Origin of the sequence: Pantoea pleuroti, from assembly GCF_014156615.1 — a bacterium.
GTDB classification, from domain to species: domain Bacteria; phylum Pseudomonadota; class Gammaproteobacteria; order Enterobacterales; family Enterobacteriaceae; genus Pantoea; species Pantoea agglomerans.
Genome location: NZ_SBFD01000014.1, coordinates 46,454 through 65,353 on the forward strand (window position 1 = coordinate 46,454; position 18,900 = coordinate 65,353).

The following is an 18,900-nucleotide window of genomic DNA, read 5'->3' on the forward strand; positions in this document are numbered from 1 at the left end:
CCTGATAAAAAGCGGAGCCCCGGCTCTGATGCTGAGCAGCTAAGATTAGATTTGTAAAAGCTGTCACGGTCAAACGTGGCAGCTTTTTTTTGGGCGAGCGAGCCGCAGTGCGGGCCAGCGCACCTCTGCTGCTGCCGGGCCGTCCTCGCGCCGCTCACGCGGTACCTTCGGCTTTGAGCCTCAACTCTCGTGCCCTTCTTAACAATACACACTGAAGTTTCAGAGCAGGCCCGGTACCAGACTGCGTTATCACCTGTCGCTTAACTGACCAGCATTAGAGTCCCGGCTCCGCTTTTTTTTACTTTAAATCCCCTGCCTGTAATGGCTGCATTATCTCTCCCTCACCGCAGCATTCATAAAAAAGCCGACGTTTACTGCCGCTACCGCTCGGCTAAACCGAGCATATAGCGCGGTATAAGCTGCTTTTAACGAACTATATGAATCGTTACACTGTTTAATATTCTGTCTCTGCTCAGGAAGATGAACGTTGAACAAGCCGCGCAAATTAAAGAATCTGCTAAAAAGTTTTATTGAAAGTGATGCCAGCAATGGCGTGATGTTGATCGTGGCGGCGGTCGCGGCGATGATCCTCGCCAATACGGCCGCTACCGCCCAGGGTTACCAGGCGTTGCTGAATGAACCGGTACAAATCCGCTTCGGGGCGCTGGATATCAGCAAAAACTTGCTGTTGTGGATCAACGATGCACTGATGGCGCTTTTCTTTCTGGTTATTGGCCTGGAAGTAAAGCGGGAGTTGATGGTCGGCGAACTTGCCAGCCGTGACAAGGCGATCTTCCCGGTCATCGCGGCAATAGGCGGCATGGCGTTACCCGCTCTGATCTTCCTGTTTTTCAACCATGGTGATGAGATTGCACGCAACGGCTGGGCCATTCCCACCGCAACCGATATCGCTTTTGCGCTGGGTGTGCTGGCCCTTCTGGGCAGCCGTGTTCCCGTTGCGCTGAAAGTCTTTCTGATGGCACTGGCGATTATTGATGACCTGGGTGCCATTGTGATTATCGCTTTGTTCTATACCAGTGACCTCTCAGTGCTCTCCCTGTGCGTGGCTGCTGGCGCCATTGTCGTGCTGGCACTCCTGAACCGCTTTAACGTCCGTAAAATCTCAATTTATATACTGGTGGGCATCGTGCTCTGGACCGCCGTGCTGAAGTCGGGCGTCCACGCAACCCTGGCTGGCGTCATTGTGGGCTTCTTCGTGCCTCTGGAGAAGAAAGAGGGGCACTCTCCAGCGGAACATCTGGCGCATGGTCTGATGCCGTGGGTGAACTGGATGATTCTGCCGCTGTTTGCCTTTGCTAATGCCGGTATCTCACTTGCTGGCATTACGCTGAGTGATGTCCTCTCGCCTGAACCGTCAGGCATCATCCTCGGCCTGCTAATCGGTAAGCCACTAGGCATTACCCTGTTCTGCTGGCTGGCGGTAAAATTGCGGCTGGCGGTATTACCCAACGGCACAACCATACGCGATATTATGGCGATTGGCGTGCTGTGCGGCATTGGCTTCACTATGTCAATTTTTATCAGTTCGCTGGCCTTTGATGCCGCGCATGAACAGCTGGTGACCTTTTCAAAACTGGGCATTCTGACCGGCTCTCTGCTTTCAGCTGTCATCGGCTATACGCTGCTGCGAATTAAACTGCGTTAATGGAGAGGAGGCGAAAGCCTCCTTTTTGCTATGAATCAGCTCAATTTCAATCATCTCTACTACTTCTGGCACGCCTGCCGTGCGGGATCAATTACGGCGGCAGCAGAGGCACTCTCCCTGACGCCACAGACCATTACCGGGCAGATTAAGGCACTGGAGGAGCGCCTGCAGGGCAAGCTGTTCCGGCGTCAGGGACGGGGCCTGGTACCGACTGAACTGGGGCAGCTGGTTTTTCGCTATGCTGACCGCATGTTTATGCTGGGTCAGGAGATGCTGGATATTGTGAATTACCGCAAAGAGTCCCATCTGCTGCTGGATGTAGGGGTGGCAGATGCGCTCTCAAAGCAGCTGGTCAGCAAGGTGCTGGAGACGGCGGTGGTCGCAGAGGAGAAAATTCATCTGCGCTGTTTTGAATCGACCCATGAAATGCTGCTGGAGCAGCTCAGTCAGCATAAGCTGGATATGATTATCTCTGACTGCTCCATCGACCCCACCCAACAGGAAGGACTGTTTTCGGTGAAGCTGGGGGAATGTGCGATCAGTTTCTGGTCAACCCAGCCGCTCAGCGATATCTCTTTTCCGGCCTGCCTTGAGATGCGTCCCCTGCTGATTCCGGGTCGCCGCTCCATGCTGGGGCGAAAAATCCTCAACTGGATCAGCACCCAGGGGCTGCAGGTGGAGATTCTGGGTGAGTTCGATGATGCGGCACTGATGACGGCGTTTGGTGCGCGACAGAATGCGATTTTTGTCGCGCCTTTGCTGGAGATGGGGCAGCGGGAGGGAATATATGAAGCCGGGCGGCTCGACGCGGTATCAGAGGAGTATCACATACTGTTTGCGGAGCGGATGATTCAGCATCCGGCGGTGCAGCGACTGTGTCACGCAGACTTCAGCGGACTCTTTCCCCGCCAGGGTACAGACGAAAAAAAACCGGCGTAAGCGCCGGCTTTTTTAACAAAGCGATTAACAACAGGCGATTAAGCCAGTTTGTTGATCTGTGCAGTCAGGTTAGACTTATAACGTGCAGCTTTGTTCTTGTGGATCAGACCTTTAGCAGCCTGACGGTCCACGAGTGGTTGCATTTCATTGAATGCGTTCTGCGCAGCAGCTTTGTCGCCTGAAGCGATCGCCGCGTATACTTTCTTAACGAAGGTACGCATCATAGAGCGGCGGCTAGCGTTATGCTTACGGCGTTTCTCAGATGTTACGGCGCGTTTCTTAGCTGATTTGATATTAGCCAAGGTACAACTCCCAAATGTGTTCTATAGAGACAAATCAAAGGCCGAGGACTATGCCCTTCTAACCTGATTTTGTCAATGGATTTGTGCAAATAAGCGTCGCCCTGAGAGCGGCACTCGGTTACGTATTTGATGGCGCAGGATTCTACCAGCTTCCCCTCGCTGAATACAGTATTTCGCGACAAAATTCTTAACATGCGCTTCTGCAACAGGAAATGCAGCGCCTAAAGCATGAAAGGCGTGCTGACGGGTTAACCTGAGTCGCTTTCAAGGGTATAATCCGCCGATTTCCACCGGTTTGGGCCAGCCATGAAGTTTATCCGCGGTATTCATAATCTTAACGAGCAGCATCGCGGCTGCGTTCTGACCATTGGTAATTTCGATGGTGTACACCGTGGGCATCAGGCGCTGATGTCGCAGCTGTGTGAAGAGGGACGTAAGCGTAATCTGCCGGTAGTGGTCATGGTCTTTGAGCCACAGCCGCTGGAGCTGTTTGCCGGTGACAAAGCGCCGGCTCGTCTGACGCGTCTGCGTGAAAAATTGCGGTACATGGCGGAAGCCGGCGTCGATAAAGTGTTGTGCGTGCGGTTTGACCGTCGCTTTGCGGCCTTGTCCGCCCAGCGTTTTATCAGTGACCTGTTAGTCGAAAAGCTGGACGTAAAGTACCTTGCGGTAGGCGATGATTTCCGCTTCGGCGCTGGTCGCCAGGGTGATTTCCTGTTATTACAGAAAGCCGGTGCAGAGTACGGCTTTGAGGTCGTCAGCACCGAAACCTTCTGTGATGGCGGTAAGCGAATCAGCAGTACTGCCGTGCGTCAGGCGCTGGCCGTGGATGATTTAGCGCTGGCGCAGTCGCTGCTTGGTCACCCTTTCACTATTTCCGGCCGCGTTGTGCACGGTGATGCACTGGGACGCACGCTGGGTTTCCCCACGGCGAACCTCCCTTTACGCCGCAGCGTCTCGCCGGTGAAAGGGGTTTATGCAGTGGAGGTACGGGGTCTGACGCCCGAGCCACTGCCAGGTGTCGCCAATATCGGCACCCGTCCGACCGTAAAGGGTTTACGCCAGCAGCTTGAAGTTCACCTGCTCGACATCAATATGGATCTCTATGGTCGTCACATTGATGTGGTGCTGAAACAGAAAATACGAAACGAGCAGCGCTTTGCCTCACTGGAGGCGTTGAAAGAACAAATTGCGAACGATGTGGTAACGGCCCGGCAGTTCTTTGGGCTGCTTTAACCTGAGCGAAAAACGGAATCGAGAATCTGATGAGTGACTATAAATCTACCCTGAATTTGCCGGAAACGGGATTCCCGATGCGTGGCGATCTGGCCAAACGCGAACCGGGAATGTTGCAACGCTGGTATGCCGACAATCTGTACGGCATCATCCGCGAAGCCAAAAAAGGGAAAAAAACCTTTATCCTGCATGATGGCCCTCCATATGCGAACGGCAGCATTCATATTGGTCACTCCGTTAACAAGATTCTGAAAGACATTATCGTTAAGTCGAAAGGCATGGCGGGTTATGACTCGCCGTATGTGCCGGGCTGGGACTGTCACGGTCTGCCAATCGAACACAAAGTTGAGCAGATGATCGGCAAGCCAGGCGAGAAAGTCACCGCTGCTGAATTCCGCGAAGCGTGCCGCAAATACGCCGCGGAACAGGTTGAAGGCCAGAAGGCGGACTTTATCCGTCTGGGCGTGCTGGGCGACTGGGATCGTCCTTACCTGACCATGGATTTCGGTACCGAAGCCAACATCATTCGTGCGCTGAGTAAAATCATCGGCAACGGCCACCTGCACAAAGGCGCGAAGCCCGTGCACTGGTGCCTGGATTGCCGTTCTGCCTTAGCAGAAGCGGAAGTGGAGTATTACGACAAGACTTCGCCTTCAATCGACGTGATGTTCAACGCTATCGATGCCGACGCGGTGCGTCAGGCATTTGGTGTGGCACAGGTTAATGGCCCGATTTCAATGGTGATCTGGACGACGACACCGTGGACGCTGCCGGCTAACCGCGCCATCTCGTTAAACGCGGAATTTGAGTATCAGCTGCTGCAGATCGACGGTCGCGCGCTGATCCTGGCAAAAGATCTGGTCGAGAGCGTGATGAAGCGCGCGGGCGTCAGCGAATGGCAGGTACTGGGCGAATGCAAAGGCGCGGCGCTGGAGCTGCAGAAATTCCAGCATCCGTTCCTGGCGCTTGAGTCGCTGGTAGTGCTGGGCGATCACGTCACCCTGGAAGCGGGTACCGGAGCAGTCCACACGGCACCTGGCCACGGCCCGGATGACTATGTTATCGGTCAGAAATATGGCATCGAAACCGCCAATCCGGTCGGACCGGATGGCCGCTATCTGCCAGGCACCTATCCGACGCTGGATGGGGTCAACGTCTTTAAAGCCAACGACATGATCGTTGAGCTGCTGAAAGAGAAGGGCGCGCTGCTGCACGTTGAGAAACTGCTGCACAGCTACCCGCACTGCTGGCGCCATAAAACGCCGATCATCTTCCGCGCCACGCCGCAATGGTTCATCAGCATGGATCAGAAAGGATTGCGTGCGCAGTCGCTGAAGGAGATCAAAGGCGTGCAGTGGATCCCGGACTGGGGCCAGGCGCGTATCGAATCGATGGTGGCGAACCGTCCTGACTGGTGTATCTCTCGTCAGCGTACCTGGGGCGTACCGATGGCGCTGTTCGTTCATAAAGAGAGCGAAGAGCTGCATCCGGACACGCTGGCGCTGATGGAGAAAGTGGCGCAGCGCGTTGAGCAGGAGGGGATTCAGGCCTGGTGGGATCTCGATCCGCGCGAACTGATGGGAGACGATGCCGATCATTACGTAAAAGTGCCGGATACGCTGGATGTCTGGTTTGACTCCGGTTCAACCAGCTATTCCGTGGTTGATGCGCGTCCGGAATTTGGCGGACATGCGCCTGACCTCTATCTGGAAGGGTCCGATCAGCATCGCGGCTGGTTTATGTCCTCGCTGATGATCTCCACGGCGATGAAGGGCAAAGCGCCTTATCGTCAGGTACTGACGCACGGTTTCACCGTGGATGGTCAGGGCCGCAAGATGTCGAAATCGATCGGTAATACGGTTGCGCCGCAGGATGTGATGAACAAACTGGGCGCCGATATTCTGCGCCTGTGGGTGGCATCAACCGACTACTCGGGCGAAATGGCGGTCTCCGATGAGATCCTCAAGCGCTCTGCCGATGCCTATCGCCGCATCCGTAACACCGCGCGTTTCCTGCTGGCTAACCTCAGCGGCTTTAACCCGGCTACCGATCTGGTGAAACCGGAAGAGATGGTGGTGGTGGATCGCTGGGCCGTCGGTCGCGCTCAGGCGGCACAGGCCGATATCGTTGCCTCTTACGAGAACTACGATTTCCACGAAGTGATCCAGCGTCTGATGCAGTTCTGCTCAATTGAGATGGGCAGTTTCTATCTCGACATCATCAAGGATCGTCAGTACACCGCGAAAGGCGATGGCCTGGCGCGTCGCAGTTGCCAGACCGCACTGTGGCATATCGTCGAAGCGCTGGTACGCTGGATGGCACCGATCATGTCCTTTACGGCAGATGAGATCTGGGGCTACCTGCCAGGCGAACGTGCGCAGTATGTCTTCACCGAAGAGTGGTATCAGGGGCTGTTTGGCCTGGCTGAAGATGAAGCACTGAATGACGCCTACTGGGCTGAGCTGCTGAAAGTGCGTGGCGAAGTGAACAAGGTGATCGAGCAGGCGCGTGCGGATAAACGTATCGGTGGCGCACTGGAAGCAACGGTCACGCTCTATGCCGATCCGGAGCTGGCGGCTAAACTGCAGGCGCTGGGTAATGAGCTGCGCTTTGTGCTGCTGACTTCTGGCGCACAGGTGGCTGATTACGCCCTGGCGAACGATGAAGCGCAGCAGAGTGAACTGCTGAAAGGTCTGAAAATCGCGCTGCACAAGGCGGAAGGCGAGAAATGTCAGCGCTGCTGGCATTACACTACCGACGTCGGACAGAATCCTGAGCATGCTGAGGTCTGTGGTCGTTGTTACACTAACGTAGCCGGTGACGGCGAACAGCGTGAATTCGCCTGATGCGTAAACCTATTTTATCAACCGGATTGCGCTGGCTGTGGCTGGTGCTGGTGGTGATTGTTGTCGACTTCGCCAGTAAGCAGTGGGTGATGAACAACATGATGCTCCATGAAACCCAGCCACTGATGCCCTACCTGAACCTGTTCTACGCCCACAACTACGGCGCGGCGTTCAGTTTCCTGGCGGACAAAGGCGGCTGGCAGCGCTGGTTCTTTGCCGGTATTGCGCTGGCTATCGTGATCTCACTGGTAGTGATGATGTATCGTAATCATGCCAGTCAGAAGATCGCTAACATCGCGTATGCCCTGATCATCGGCGGCGCAATAGGCAATCTGTTTGATCGCTCATACCATGGCTTTGTGGTCGATTTTATCGATTTCTATGTCGGTAACTGGCACTTCGCTACATTTAATATCGCTGACTGCGGCATCTGTATCGGTGCTGCATTGGTGGTGCTGGAGGGCTTTTTCAGCCCGAACGGCAAACAGGCTAAACAGAAAGGGTAAGTGATGACTGAGTCCGTACAGCGCGAAAGCGCGGTGTTGGTGCATTTTACGCTGAAGCTGGAAGATGGCTCGACGGCGGATTCGACCCGTGCAAACGGCAAGCCCGCGCTGTTCCGTCTCGGTGATGGCAGCCTCTCTGCGGCACTTGAGCAGGCACTGCTGGGGCTGAAAGCGGGTGAAACTAAACAGTTTACCCTGGAACCGGACGACGCCTTTGGCGGCGTCAGCCCTGACCTGATCCAGTATTTCTCGCGTCGGGACTTTATCGATGCGGGTGAGCCGGAAGTGGGAGCCATCATGCTGTTCAGCGGTATGGGCGGTAGTGAAATGCCTGGCGTGATCCGTGAAATCTCCGGTGACTCTATCACCGTGGATTTCAACCATCCGCTGGCAGGTCGTCGTATTCAGTTTGATGTAGAGGTGCTGGAAATCGATCCGGGACTGGAGGCCAACGATGCAAATCCTGTTAGCTAATCCGCGCGGCTTCTGCGCTGGCGTTGATCGTGCCATCAGTATTGTTGAGCGCGCGCTGGAGATGTATGGCGCGCCAATCTATGTCCGTCACGAAGTGGTGCATAACCGTTACGTGGTAAACAGCCTGCGTGAGCGCGGTGCCATCTTCATTGAAGAGATCAGTGAAGTGCCGGATAACGCGATTCTGATCTTCTCCGCGCACGGTGTTTCACAGGCGGTGCGTGCCGAAGCCAAAGCGCGCAATCTGACCATGCTGTTTGACGCCACCTGTCCGCTGGTGACCAAAGTGCATATGGAAGTGGCACGCGCCAGCCGTAAAGGCGTTGAGGCAATACTGATTGGTCATGCAGGCCATCCGGAAGTCGAAGGCACCATGGGGCAGTACAACAACCCTAATGGCGGCATGTATCTGGTGGAGTCACCGGAAGATGTCTCCAGGCTGACCGTCAAAGACGAAAACAATCTGAGCTTCATGACGCAGACCACGCTGTCGGTGGATGACACCTCTGACATCATTGATGCCCTGCGTCAGCGTTTCCCGGCGATCATCGGGCCGCGTAAAGATGATATCTGCTATGCCACCACCAACCGTCAGGAAGCGGTTCGTACCCTGGCGAAAGATGCGGAAGTGGTGCTGGTGGTGGGGTCGAAGAACTCCTCCAACTCTAACCGTCTGGCTGAGCTGGCTCAGCGTGCCGGTAAGCTGGCGAAGCTGATCGACTCTGCGGATGATATTCAGGAAGAGTGGGTTAAAGGCGTGGCCTGCATCGGCGTCACGGCAGGCGCGTCAGCGCCCGATATTCTGGTGCAGCAGGTGATCCAGCGGCTGCGTGAACTGGGCGGCGAAGCGGCAATTGAGCTGATTGGCCGTGAAGAGAATATTGTCTTTGAAGTGCCCAAAGAGCTGCGTGTCGAAGTGCGTAACGTGCAGTAACTCATTGATATTACTGATAAAAAGGCCGACTCTGTTCGGCCTTTTTTGTTTTTTAATCTGACAAAAAAAACCGTTATTTGCTGCGGTGATTGCTTTTACTGATAATCGCGGGCGGCTGGCATAAAATTCTTATTATCACGGATTAATAGTGGCGTGACTGTTAACTCATCGTTAACCTGATGACGCTTTGGATGCATAGTTTTGTTTTAGGAATGAATAAATATGAACACAATCCGCATTGCTATTGTGGGTGCGCCGGGCCGTATGGGCCGTAATCTGATTCAGGCGACGCAGCAGGCAGAAGGCGCAGAACTGGGTGCGGCACTGGCTCGCCCAGGCTCATCGCTGACCGGCAGCGACGCTGGTGAATTAGCGGGCATCGGGAAAAATGGCATCATCATCGCTGACGATTTACGCGCGGTGATTAACGATTTTGATGTGCTGGTCGACTTCACCCGCCCGGAAGGCACGCTGGAGTATATGGCGATCTGCCGTCAGCAGGGCAAAGCGATGGTGATCGGCACCACCGGTTTTGATGAAGCAGGCAAAGCGGCCATTCGCGCCGCGGCGGAAGATATCCCCATTGTGTTCGCCGCTAACTTCAGCGTGGGGGTTAACCTGGTGCTGAAGCTGCTGGAGAAGGCTGCCAAAGTGATGGGGGAGTACGCGGATATTGAGATCGTTGAAGCGCATCACCGCCATAAAGTCGATGCGCCCTCCGGGACCGCGCTGGCGATGGGTGAGGCAATTGCCGATGCGATGCAGTGGAAACTGGATGAGCATGCGGTCTATACGCGTGAGGGCCACACCGGCGAACGCCAGCCGCAGAGCATCGGTTTTGCGACAGTACGCGCGGGTGATATCGTCGGTGAGCATACTGCAATGTTTGCAGATATCGGCGAGCGCGTAGAGATAACCCACAAGGCTTCAAGCCGTATGACCTTTGCAAATGGCGCCGTTAAGTCCGCTTTGTGGTTGAAAGACAAAAAATCTGGCCTGTTTGATATGCGTGATGTGCTGGATTTGTCGATGTTGTGAGTGTTGTGAACCATCGTGATGTGGTTGTTTCAATCGATAATCGCTTGATTGAAAAAGGGCAATGTTTTCATTGCCCTTAATTTTATCTGAAATATGCCTTCACGGCATAAAATCCAGCTCTGACTCGTGTTTTCGCCTGTTTTATTCATTTATTTGCACTGCCGGATGCTGTTTTTGACCATTTGGTCAAAAATAAAGGCCGCGCTGCTTCTGTTTTGCTTTTATGCTGCCTGGCAAACGATTATTCCGCCGAGTTTTCCTCTCTTTTTGCTGCTTATGCCCGTTATTTTCCTCAGAAGGCAGATAAGGGTGAAAAAATCCCGCCGCAGGGTAGACAATGGCCAGGGCGATCATTAGAATGCGCGCAATTTGCCAAAAATCGACAATTCAGGCGGTTTTTGCATTGATTCAGGCGGCTATTTTGAATTAATATGCAGATATTGTGACTGTTTATTCCCTGGAGGATGTTTTGATTAAGTCAGCGCTCTTGGTTCTGGAAGACGGAACCCAATTCCACGGTCGGGCCATCGGGGCAACAGGGTCGGCAGTGGGAGAAGTCGTTTTCAATACCTCAATGACCGGTTATCAAGAAATCCTCACTGATCCTTCCTATTCCCGCCAAATCGTTACTCTCACTTATCCCCATATCGGTAATGTCGGAACCAATGCCGCCGACGAAGAATCCAGCCAGATTCATGCGCAGGGCCTGGTTATCCGTGACCTGCCGCTGATTGCCAGCAACTTCCGTAGTGAAGAGGGCTTATCCGCCTACCTGCAGCGCAACAACATCGTGGCGATTGCCGATATCGATACCCGCAAGCTGACGCGTTTGCTGCGTGAGAAAGGTGCGCAAAACGGCTGCATCATTGCGGGCGATAATCCGGATGCCGCGCTGGCGCTGCAAAAAGCTCAGGCGTTCCCGGGACTGAAAGGGATGGATTTGGCGAAAGAGGTCTGCACCACTGAGACCTACAGCTGGCAGCAGGGCAGCTGGACACTGGAGGGAGGGCTGCCAGAGCAGGCCGACGCTGAATCACTGCCTTACCATGTGGTGGCTTACGATTACGGCGCCAAGCGCAACATTCTGCGGATGCTGGTCGATCGCGGCTGTCGTCTGACCGTCGTTCCGGCACAGACGTCTGCCGAAGAAGTACTGAAGCTTAATCCGGATGGCATCTTCCTCTCTAACGGTCCTGGCGACCCGGAGCCGTGCGACTACGCCATCAGCGCGATTCAGGCCTTCCTGAAAACAGAGATCCCGGTGTTCGGAATCTGTCTGGGTCATCAGCTGCTGGCGCTGGCCAGCGGGGCTAAGACCGTGAAGATGAAGCTGGGTCACCACGGTGGCAACCATCCGGTGAAAGATCTCGATAACAATCGCGTGATGATCACCGCGCAGAACCACGGTTTTGCGGTCGATGAGAACAATCTTCCCGCTAACCTGCGTGTTACTCACATTTCGTTGTTCGATAAAACTGTGCAGGGCATTCATCGCACTGACAAGCCCGCATTCAGCTTCCAGGGACACCCGGAAGCCAGTCCTGGCCCAGGCGATGCTGCGCCGCTGTTTGACCACTTTATTGAATTGATTGACGCATTCCGTCTGCAAGCGAAGTAATCAGGAGCTAATTCATGCCAAAACGTACAGACCTAAAATCCATCCTGATTCTTGGTGCCGGTCCGATTGTGATCGGCCAGGCCTGCGAATTTGACTATTCCGGTGCGCAGGCGTGTAAAGCGCTGCGTGAAGAGGGTTACCGCGTCATTCTGGTGAACTCCAACCCGGCGACGATCATGACCGACCCGGAAATGGCTGATGCGACTTACATTGAGCCGATTCACTGGGAAGTGGTGCGCAAAATCATCGAAAAAGAGCGCCCGGACGCGGTACTGCCGACCATGGGCGGTCAGACAGCGCTGAACTGTGCGCTGGAGCTGGAACGTCATGGCGTACTGGAAGAGTTTGGCGTCACCATGATCGGCGCAACGGCTGACGCAATCGACAAAGCGGAAGATCGTCGTCGTTTTGACGTGGCGATGAAAAGCATCGGTCTGGATACCGCGCGCTCCGGCATTGCGCACACCATGGAAGAAGCGCTGGCCGTGGCTGAAGATGTCGGTTTCCCCTGCATTATCCGTCCCTCATTTACTATGGGCGGAACCGGTGGCGGCATCGCCTACAACCGCGAAGAGTTTGAAGAGATTTGCGAACGCGGTCTCGACCTCTCACCGACCAATGAGCTGTTGATTGATGAGTCGCTGATTGGCTGGAAAGAGTATGAGATGGAAGTGGTGCGCGATAAAAACGACAACTGCATCATCGTCTGCTCAATTGAAAACTTCGATGCGATGGGGATCCACACCGGTGACTCCATCACGGTGGCACCTGCCCAGACGCTGACCGACAAAGAGTATCAGATCATGCGTAACGCCTCGCTGGCGGTACTGCGTGAGATCGGTGTTGAGACCGGTGGCTCCAACGTGCAGTTCTCGGTTAACCCGAAAGATGGCCGTCTGATTGTCATTGAGATGAACCCGCGCGTGTCACGCTCCTCGGCGCTGGCCTCCAAAGCGACCGGTTTCCCGATTGCTAAAGTGGCGGCCAAACTGGCGATCGGCTATACCCTCGACGAGCTGATGAATGATATTACCGGCGGTTTAACGCCTGCCTCGTTCGAGCCGTCAATCGACTACGTCGTCACCAAGATCCCGCGTTTCAACTTCGAAAAATTTGCCGGTGCCAACGATCGCCTGACCACCCAGATGAAGTCGGTCGGTGAAGTGATGGCGATTGGCCGCACTTTCCAGGAATCCATGCAGAAAGCGCTGCGCGGCCTGGAAGTGGGCGCTAACGGCTTCGACCCGAAAGTCCACCTCGACGATCCGGAAGCATTAACCCGCATCCGCCGTGAGCTGAAAGATGCCGGTTCAGACCGCATCTGGTACATCGCGGACGCCTTCCGCGCTGGCATGTCAGTGGATGGCGTCTTCAACCTGACCAATGTAGACCGCTGGTTCCTGGTGCAGATTGAAGAGCTGGTGCGGCTGGAAGAGCAGGTTGCCCGTGAAGGGGTTAATAGCCTGGATGAGACGTTCCTGCGCGCGCTGAAGCGTAAAGGCTTTGCTGATGCGCGGCTGGCGACACTGGCGGGCGTGGCCGAGAGCGAAATCCGCAAGCTGCGTCAGCAATTTAACCTGCACCCGGTTTATAAACGCGTGGATACCTGCGCCGCAGAGTTCGCGACAGACACCGCCTACATGTACTCCACCTATGAGGAGGAGTGCGAAGCCAATCCAAGTCCGGATCGCGAAAAAATCATGATTCTGGGCGGTGGGCCAAACCGTATCGGTCAGGGTATCGAATTCGACTACTGCTGCGTTCACGCCGCCCTGGCGCTGCGTGAAGATGGTTATCAGACCATTATGGTCAACTGTAACCCGGAAACCGTCTCGACCGATTACGACACCTCTGATCGCCTCTACTTCGAGCCGGTCACGCTGGAAGATGTGCTGGAGATCGTGCGCATTGAGCAGCCAAAAGGCGTGATTGTGCAGTATGGCGGTCAGACGCCACTGAAACTGGCGCGTGCACTGGAAGCCGCAGGCGTACCAGTTATCGGCACCAGCCCGGATTCCATCGACCGTGCTGAAGACCGTGAACGTTTCCAGCAGGCGGTTGATCGCCTGAACCTGAAGCAACCCGCCAACGCCACGGTGGCCACACTGGAGCAGGCGGTTGAGAAAGCCGCGGGCCTGGGTTATCCGCTGGTGGTGCGTCCTTCTTATGTGCTGGGTGGACGCGCCATGGAGATCGTCTACGACGAGATCGACCTCAAGCGCTACTTCCAGACGGCGGTCTCGGTTTCCAACGATGCACCGGTGCTGCTGGATCGCTTCCTGGATGATGCGGTCGAAGTGGATGTTGATGCGATTTGCGACGGCGAGCGGGTGCTGATTGGCGGCATCATGGAACACATCGAGCAGGCTGGCGTTCACTCCGGTGACTCCGCCTGTTCACTGCCGGCCTACACCCTGAGTCAGGAGATTCAGAATGTGATGCGCCAGCAGGTTGAGAAGCTGGCGTTTGAGCTGAACGTTCGTGGCCTGATGAACGTCCAGTTCGCGGTGAAAGATAACGAAGTCTACCTGATCGAAGTTAACCCTCGCGCGGCGCGTACCGTGCCGTTCGTCTCTAAAGCGACCGGTGTCCCGCTGGCGAAAGTCGCCGCGCGCGTGATGGCAGGTAAAACGCTGGCAGAGCAGGGCGTCACTGAAGAGGTGATTCCGCCTTACTACTCTGTCAAAGAAGTGGTGCTGCCGTTTAACAAGTTCCAGGGCGTTGACCCGATTCTGGGACCGGAAATGCGCTCTACCGGTGAAGTCATGGGCGTGGGCCGCACCTTCGCTGAGGCGTTTTCCAAAGCGATGCTGGGCGCACAGAGCAACATGAAGAAGTCGGGCCGTGCGCTGCTGTCGGTGCGTGAAGGCGACAAGAAACGTATTGTCGACCTGGCTGCTAAGCTGCAGAAGTTTGGTTTCGAACTGGATGCGACCCACGGCACGGCGGTTGTGCTGGGCGAAGCGGGCATCAATCCGCGCCTGGTGAACAAGGTGCACGAAGGGCGTCCGCACATTCAGGACCGTCTGAAGAACGGCGAGTATAGCTACATCGTCAATACCACGGCGGGTCGTCAGGCGATTGAAGATTCGAAACTGATTCGCCGCAGTGCCCTGCAGTATAAAGTGCACTACGACACCACGCTGAACGGCGGCTTCGCCACCGCGATGGCGCTGAATGCTGACCCGACGGAACAGGTTATCTCCGTTCAGGAGATGCATGCCCAGATCAAGGCGATGTAAGGCGATGTAATGTGAAAAACGGCTCCTGCGGGAGCCGTTTTTTTTTGACCATCTTATTGGCGATAATCCGAAAAAAGGGTCCAGGGAAAGCAAAGAGTTTGCGTTAAAGTGACTGATTTGGCTTAATTTTTTAGCTATAGGTGCGAATAATGCCGGTTCGCACAAATTTATAATATAAACACTTCCTGTGCGGATTTTTCGTCAGTACTATGCCTGCCGCTCATCACTGGAGCGTATCAGGACATAAATAAAAAATGAAAATGCGTACTTTTTCTCTGAGTGCAGTGGCTGCACTGATGGCAATTCTTCCTTTCGCCAGCCAGGCGGAAATTACCCTGTTAAAACAGGATCCGCAGGCAGGCGATCCGCTTAGCCGTCTTAACTTTACTTTTGGCGGCAGCATTCGTGCTCAGTTCAATCATCAGACCGGCGTGGATGACAAATCCTACAAGCGCGATGGTTTTGATGGCGGCACCCGTTTCCGTTTCGGCGCTGACTACTACCTGTTTGATGACGTCAGCTGGATCAGCTACTACGAGCTGGGCGTTAACGTCCCGGCGGTCTTCAGCTGGGATCGTCACTATGCGGACGGTGCCAATAACACCACGCGTCGTCAGCTCTACACCGGTCTGAAAAGCAAAACCTGGGGCCAGCTTACCTTTGGTCAGCAGAACAGCGTCTATTACGATACCGTGGGCGCCAAGACCGATATCTGGGATTACGACATGGTCGGCCAGGCACCGGGTAACGGGATCAACGGCGACTACGATGGATCTTACCGCTCACGCAAACAGCTGAAATATAAAAACAGCTTCGGCGATGCGGATCTCTACGCCTCTTATCTGTTCGAAGATAACGAGTATCTGCCAGGCAATGGCCTGCGCTATAAGCGCAAAGGCGGCGGCTCGCTGGGTGTGGACTACCACATCACGGACGATCTGAGCTGGGGCACGGCGTGGAACTACACCCGCGCGGCGATGCGTAACCCGAACAACGGTGACAGCCGCGATTACGATCAGAACATTTACGGCACCGCGCTGAGCTGGACCCCAGGCAACTGGACGTTGTCAGCCGGCGGTGGCTGGTATGAGAACTTCATGACCACCAAACGCAAAGATGTGCATGACTACTTTGCCGGCGACGCATGGGGCATTGAATATTTCGCCGGTTACAAGATTCCGGTGGGGCAGTATGGTCTGAAAGCGGTACAGCCATATATCATGGGCGATCGCATTGAGTATGCGACAGGCCGTGATTATCAGCGCATCGATAACGGTCTGGGTGTGGTGCTGTTCCTCGACTACGGTTTCCGTGTCGATTACGAACATGTGTTTACCTCCAGCACCGATAACCTGGGTGATATGAATCTGGTGCGTCTGCGCTACGACTTCTGATAACCCTGACGGCTCCTGCGGGAGCCGTTTTCTTTTGCGCACGACTTTTGTGCCAGCCTGAGGCCGATCGCTGGCGAGCTGCGGCAAACTGACGCGATTAGGCGGTGAAAAACGCTGCACAGGCCGTGAAAAACGACGTCATGAAAAGCTTTACGCAATTAGACCTTTCCCCCTATCGACGAAAGTTTCACCTTTACGTATCATGGCGCCAATTTTTTTCAGTGAGTGGTTAACATGATTAGTCTTATCGCGGCATTAGCAGCAGATCGCATTATTGGAATGGAGAACGCCATGCCGTGGGACCTGCCTGCAGATCTGGCGTGGTTCAAGCGCCATACGCTGAAGAAACCGGTGATTATGGGTCGACTGACCTTTGAATCTATTGGCCGTCCGTTACCTGGCCGACTGAATATCGTGGTCAGCAGCCAGCCGGGCACCACCGAAGGCGTTACCTGGGTCACTTCGCTGGATGAGGCGTTACAGGCAGCCGGTGACGCTGAAGAGATTATGGTGATTGGCGGCGGCCGCGTCTATGAGCAGATGCTGAAGCGTGCCGATCGTCTTTATCTGACGCACATTGATGCGGAAGTCGAAGGTGATACGCAGTTCCCGGATTACGAGCCGGATGAGTGGCAGTCAACGTTCAGCGAATTCCACGACGCTGACGAGCAAAATTCCCACAGCTACTGCTTTGAGATCCTTGACCGTCGTCGCTAATCCCACCCCTGCCGGGCTGTAACCTGGCTGTCATCTTTATTCATTAGCATTGCTTCTTTTCTGGGATCGACACAAAGGAAGCAATCACTAATGAAAATAGAACTCTCCGCATTAAGCACTGACCGCCTGCCTGATCCACTGCGTCGTAAATTCCTTGCCGGTTCCGGTGCTATCGGCCTGACCGGCTTTCTCAGCGGCGGCCTGACGCTCCCGGGCAGCGCAATGGCGCAGGAGAAGCCTGCGGGCAGTCCACTGCTGGGCTTTCAGGCTATTGCCGCGTCCACGGCCGATGAGATTGTGGTGGCCCCTGGCTATCGCGCTGACGTGTTGATCTCCTGGGGTGATCCGCTGGTGAATGGCGCAGCCGCGTTTGATCCGCAGGGCAACAACAGCGCAGAAGATCAGGAAAAGCAGTTCGGTGACAACAACGACGGTATGAGCTTCTTCGCGATTAATGACCATCGCGGCGTGATGGCGATTAACAATGAATATGTGAATGAGCCGACGCTGTTCGCCCACGGCGGCAGTAAAGCGACCAGCCTGGAAGATGTCAAAAAGTCGCAGGCGGCGCACGGTATCTCCATCGTTGAAGTCAAACGGGGTGAGGACAATCGCTGGCAGGTGGTACGTCCTTCTGACTATAACCGCCGCATTACCGCCAATACTCCGATGCGCTTCTCCGGTCCGGCTGCTGGGGATAAAGCGCTGCAGACTGCCGCCGATCCGCAGGGAATGAATGTCCTGGGCACCTTTGGTAACTGCGCCAACGGCAAAACGCCGTGGGGCACCTATCTCACCTGTGAAGAAAACTACGACACCTACTTTGGCACCCATCAGGCGGATTTTACGCCGACCCCACAGCAGAAGCGCTATACCCTGAATGCCGCTGAGCCGGAGCGCAACTGGGCCGACTTTGATCCCCGCTTCGATATCGCTAAGAATCCCAACGAATTTAACCGTCACGGCTGGATTGTCGAAATCGATCCTTTCGATCCTCACTCCGTGCCGGTAAAGCGGACCGCGCTGGGGCGCTTCAAGCACGAGAATGCCGCCGTGACGGTCGCGAAAACCGGCCAGCTGGTGGTTTATATGGGCGACGACGAGCGCGGCGAATATATCTATAAATTTGTCTCAGATGACAAGGTCACTCCGGATGATGCTAAAGCCAATCACGGACTGCTTGATAAGGGCACGCTCTATGTGGCGCAGTTCAACGGCGATGCGCAGGGCACGCCGCTTAAAGGCACCGGGCGCTGGCTGGCGCTGAAGTGGGGCGAAAATGGACTCACCGCTGAAAAGGGATTCAATAGCCAGGCCGATGTTTTGATCAATGCGCGTGCCGCAGCAGATGTGGTCAACGCAACGCGAATGGACCGGCCGGAGTGGATTGCGGTTAACCCGCATGACGGCCGTGCCTACTGCACCCTGACCAACAACAACAAGCGCGGAAATGAAGGCATGCCGGTCAATGCAGCGAATCCGCGGCCAAAAAATATCTACGGTCAGATTATTCGCTGGGATGAGAAGGGCGATGCTACCGCGCAGACGTTTGAGTGGGATATCTATGCGCTGTGTGGCAACCCGATAGCGCATCCTGAGGGGATCTATCGCGGCACACCTAACATCACCGCGGAGAATACCTTTAACAGTCCGGATGGGCTGGGGTTTGATGCGCAGGGGCGGTTATGGATCCTGACCGATGGCAAGTACAGCAACAAAGAGGATTATCAGGGGCAGGGGAATAATCAGATGCTGGTGGGTGATCCTGATAGTGGCGAGATCCGCCGGTTTATGGTCGGTCCAAAATCGTGCGAGCTGACCGGTATTACCTTCACGCCCGATTACAAAACGCTGTTCGTGAATGTGCAGCATCCCGGCGAAGAGGGTGACTCGCACTTCCCAGACAACAGTCCGCGTCCGCGGTCGTCGGTGATTATGATCACCCGCGAAGATGGCGGCATTATCGGCGCATAAAACAGGATGCTGGC

General features: G+C 55.1%; 14 protein-coding genes. 13 read left to right on the forward strand and 1 reads right to left on the reverse strand.

The genetic code is table 11. From position 1 onward, the window contains the following. Positions 1-487 precede the first annotated feature (487 nt). Both nhaA and nhaR read left to right on the forward strand, forming a co-directional pair. Entirely contained in the window at positions 488-1,666 is a 1,179-nt protein-coding gene (gene nhaA / locus EPG66_RS21575; protein WP_031593937.1) for a Na+/H+ antiporter NhaA, read from the forward strand. A gap of 30 nt (positions 1,667-1,696) precedes the next feature. Continuing rightward, positions 1,697-2,605, forward strand: a complete 909-nt coding sequence (nhaR, locus tag EPG66_RS21580) for a transcriptional activator NhaR (RefSeq protein ID WP_182688073.1) — start codon at positions 1,697-1,699, stop codon at positions 2,603-2,605. Between the two features lie 38 nt (positions 2,606-2,643). On the opposite strand, the gene rpsT is transcribed toward nhaR, so the two are convergent. Continuing rightward, entirely contained in the window at positions 2,644-2,907 is a 264-nt protein-coding gene (gene rpsT / locus EPG66_RS21585; protein WP_008925553.1) for a 30S ribosomal protein S20, read from the reverse strand. 306 nt (positions 2,908-3,213) lie between these two features. Here rpsT and ribF point away from each other — a divergent pair, with 306 nt between their 5' ends. The 11 genes from ribF to EPG66_RS21640 all read left to right on the forward strand — a co-directional run bounded on the left by ribF (position 3,214) and on the right by EPG66_RS21640 (position 18,886). Further along, the gene (gene ribF, locus EPG66_RS21590) at positions 3,214-4,143 is read left to right on the forward strand and encodes a bifunctional riboflavin kinase/FAD synthetase (protein WP_182688075.1); all 930 of its coding nucleotides are present in this window, start codon (positions 3,214-3,216) and stop codon (positions 4,141-4,143) included. 29 nt (positions 4,144-4,172) lie between these two features. Beyond that, positions 4,173-6,989, forward strand: coding sequence for an isoleucine--tRNA ligase (gene ileS, locus EPG66_RS21595; RefSeq protein ID WP_031593935.1), 2,817 nt, complete (start codon positions 4,173-4,175; stop codon positions 6,987-6,989). After that, entirely contained in the window at positions 6,989-7,495 is a 507-nt protein-coding gene (gene lspA, locus EPG66_RS21600) for a signal peptidase II (RefSeq protein ID WP_010253719.1), read from the forward strand. Before ileS ends, lspA begins: the two co-directional genes overlap by 1 nt. Positions 7,496-7,498: 3 nt before the next feature. Then, positions 7,499-7,969: an FKBP-type peptidyl-prolyl cis-trans isomerase gene (gene fkpB, locus EPG66_RS21605; RefSeq protein ID WP_083070578.1), complete on the forward strand. Its 471-nt coding sequence runs from the start codon at positions 7,499-7,501 to the stop codon at positions 7,967-7,969. Next, the gene (gene ispH, locus EPG66_RS21610) at positions 7,950-8,903 is read left to right on the forward strand and encodes a 4-hydroxy-3-methylbut-2-enyl diphosphate reductase (protein WP_182688077.1); all 954 of its coding nucleotides are present in this window, start codon (positions 7,950-7,952) and stop codon (positions 8,901-8,903) included. Before fkpB ends, ispH begins: the two co-directional genes overlap by 20 nt. A gap of 222 nt (positions 8,904-9,125) precedes the next feature. After that, positions 9,126-9,941, forward strand: a complete 816-nt coding sequence (dapB, locus tag EPG66_RS21615) for a 4-hydroxy-tetrahydrodipicolinate reductase (RefSeq protein WP_069025815.1) — start codon at positions 9,126-9,128, stop codon at positions 9,939-9,941. Between the two features lie 469 nt (positions 9,942-10,410). Continuing rightward, the gene (gene carA / locus EPG66_RS21620; RefSeq protein ID WP_033764458.1) at positions 10,411-11,559 is read left to right on the forward strand and encodes a glutamine-hydrolyzing carbamoyl-phosphate synthase small subunit; all 1,149 of its coding nucleotides are present in this window, start codon (positions 10,411-10,413) and stop codon (positions 11,557-11,559) included. 14 nt (positions 11,560-11,573) lie between these two features. Further along, positions 11,574-14,801 (forward strand): carbamoyl-phosphate synthase large subunit, encoded by a 3,228-nt coding sequence (gene carB, locus EPG66_RS21625; RefSeq protein WP_031594010.1) that lies wholly within the window; start codon positions 11,574-11,576, stop codon positions 14,799-14,801. Between the two features lie 254 nt (positions 14,802-15,055). Next, the gene (locus EPG66_RS21630; RefSeq protein WP_069025816.1) at positions 15,056-16,195 is read left to right on the forward strand and encodes a porin; all 1,140 of its coding nucleotides are present in this window, start codon (positions 15,056-15,058) and stop codon (positions 16,193-16,195) included. A gap of 234 nt (positions 16,196-16,429) precedes the next feature. Continuing rightward, positions 16,430-16,912, forward strand: coding sequence for a type 3 dihydrofolate reductase (gene folA / locus EPG66_RS21635; protein ID WP_010253752.1), 483 nt, complete (start codon positions 16,430-16,432; stop codon positions 16,910-16,912). A 90-nt stretch (positions 16,913-17,002) separates the two neighbouring features. Continuing rightward, a complete protein-coding gene (locus EPG66_RS21640) occupies positions 17,003-18,886 on the forward strand; it encodes a PhoX family protein (protein WP_182688079.1) in 1,884 nt (627 codons plus the stop codon). The last annotated feature ends 14 nt before the right edge of the window (positions 18,887-18,900 follow it).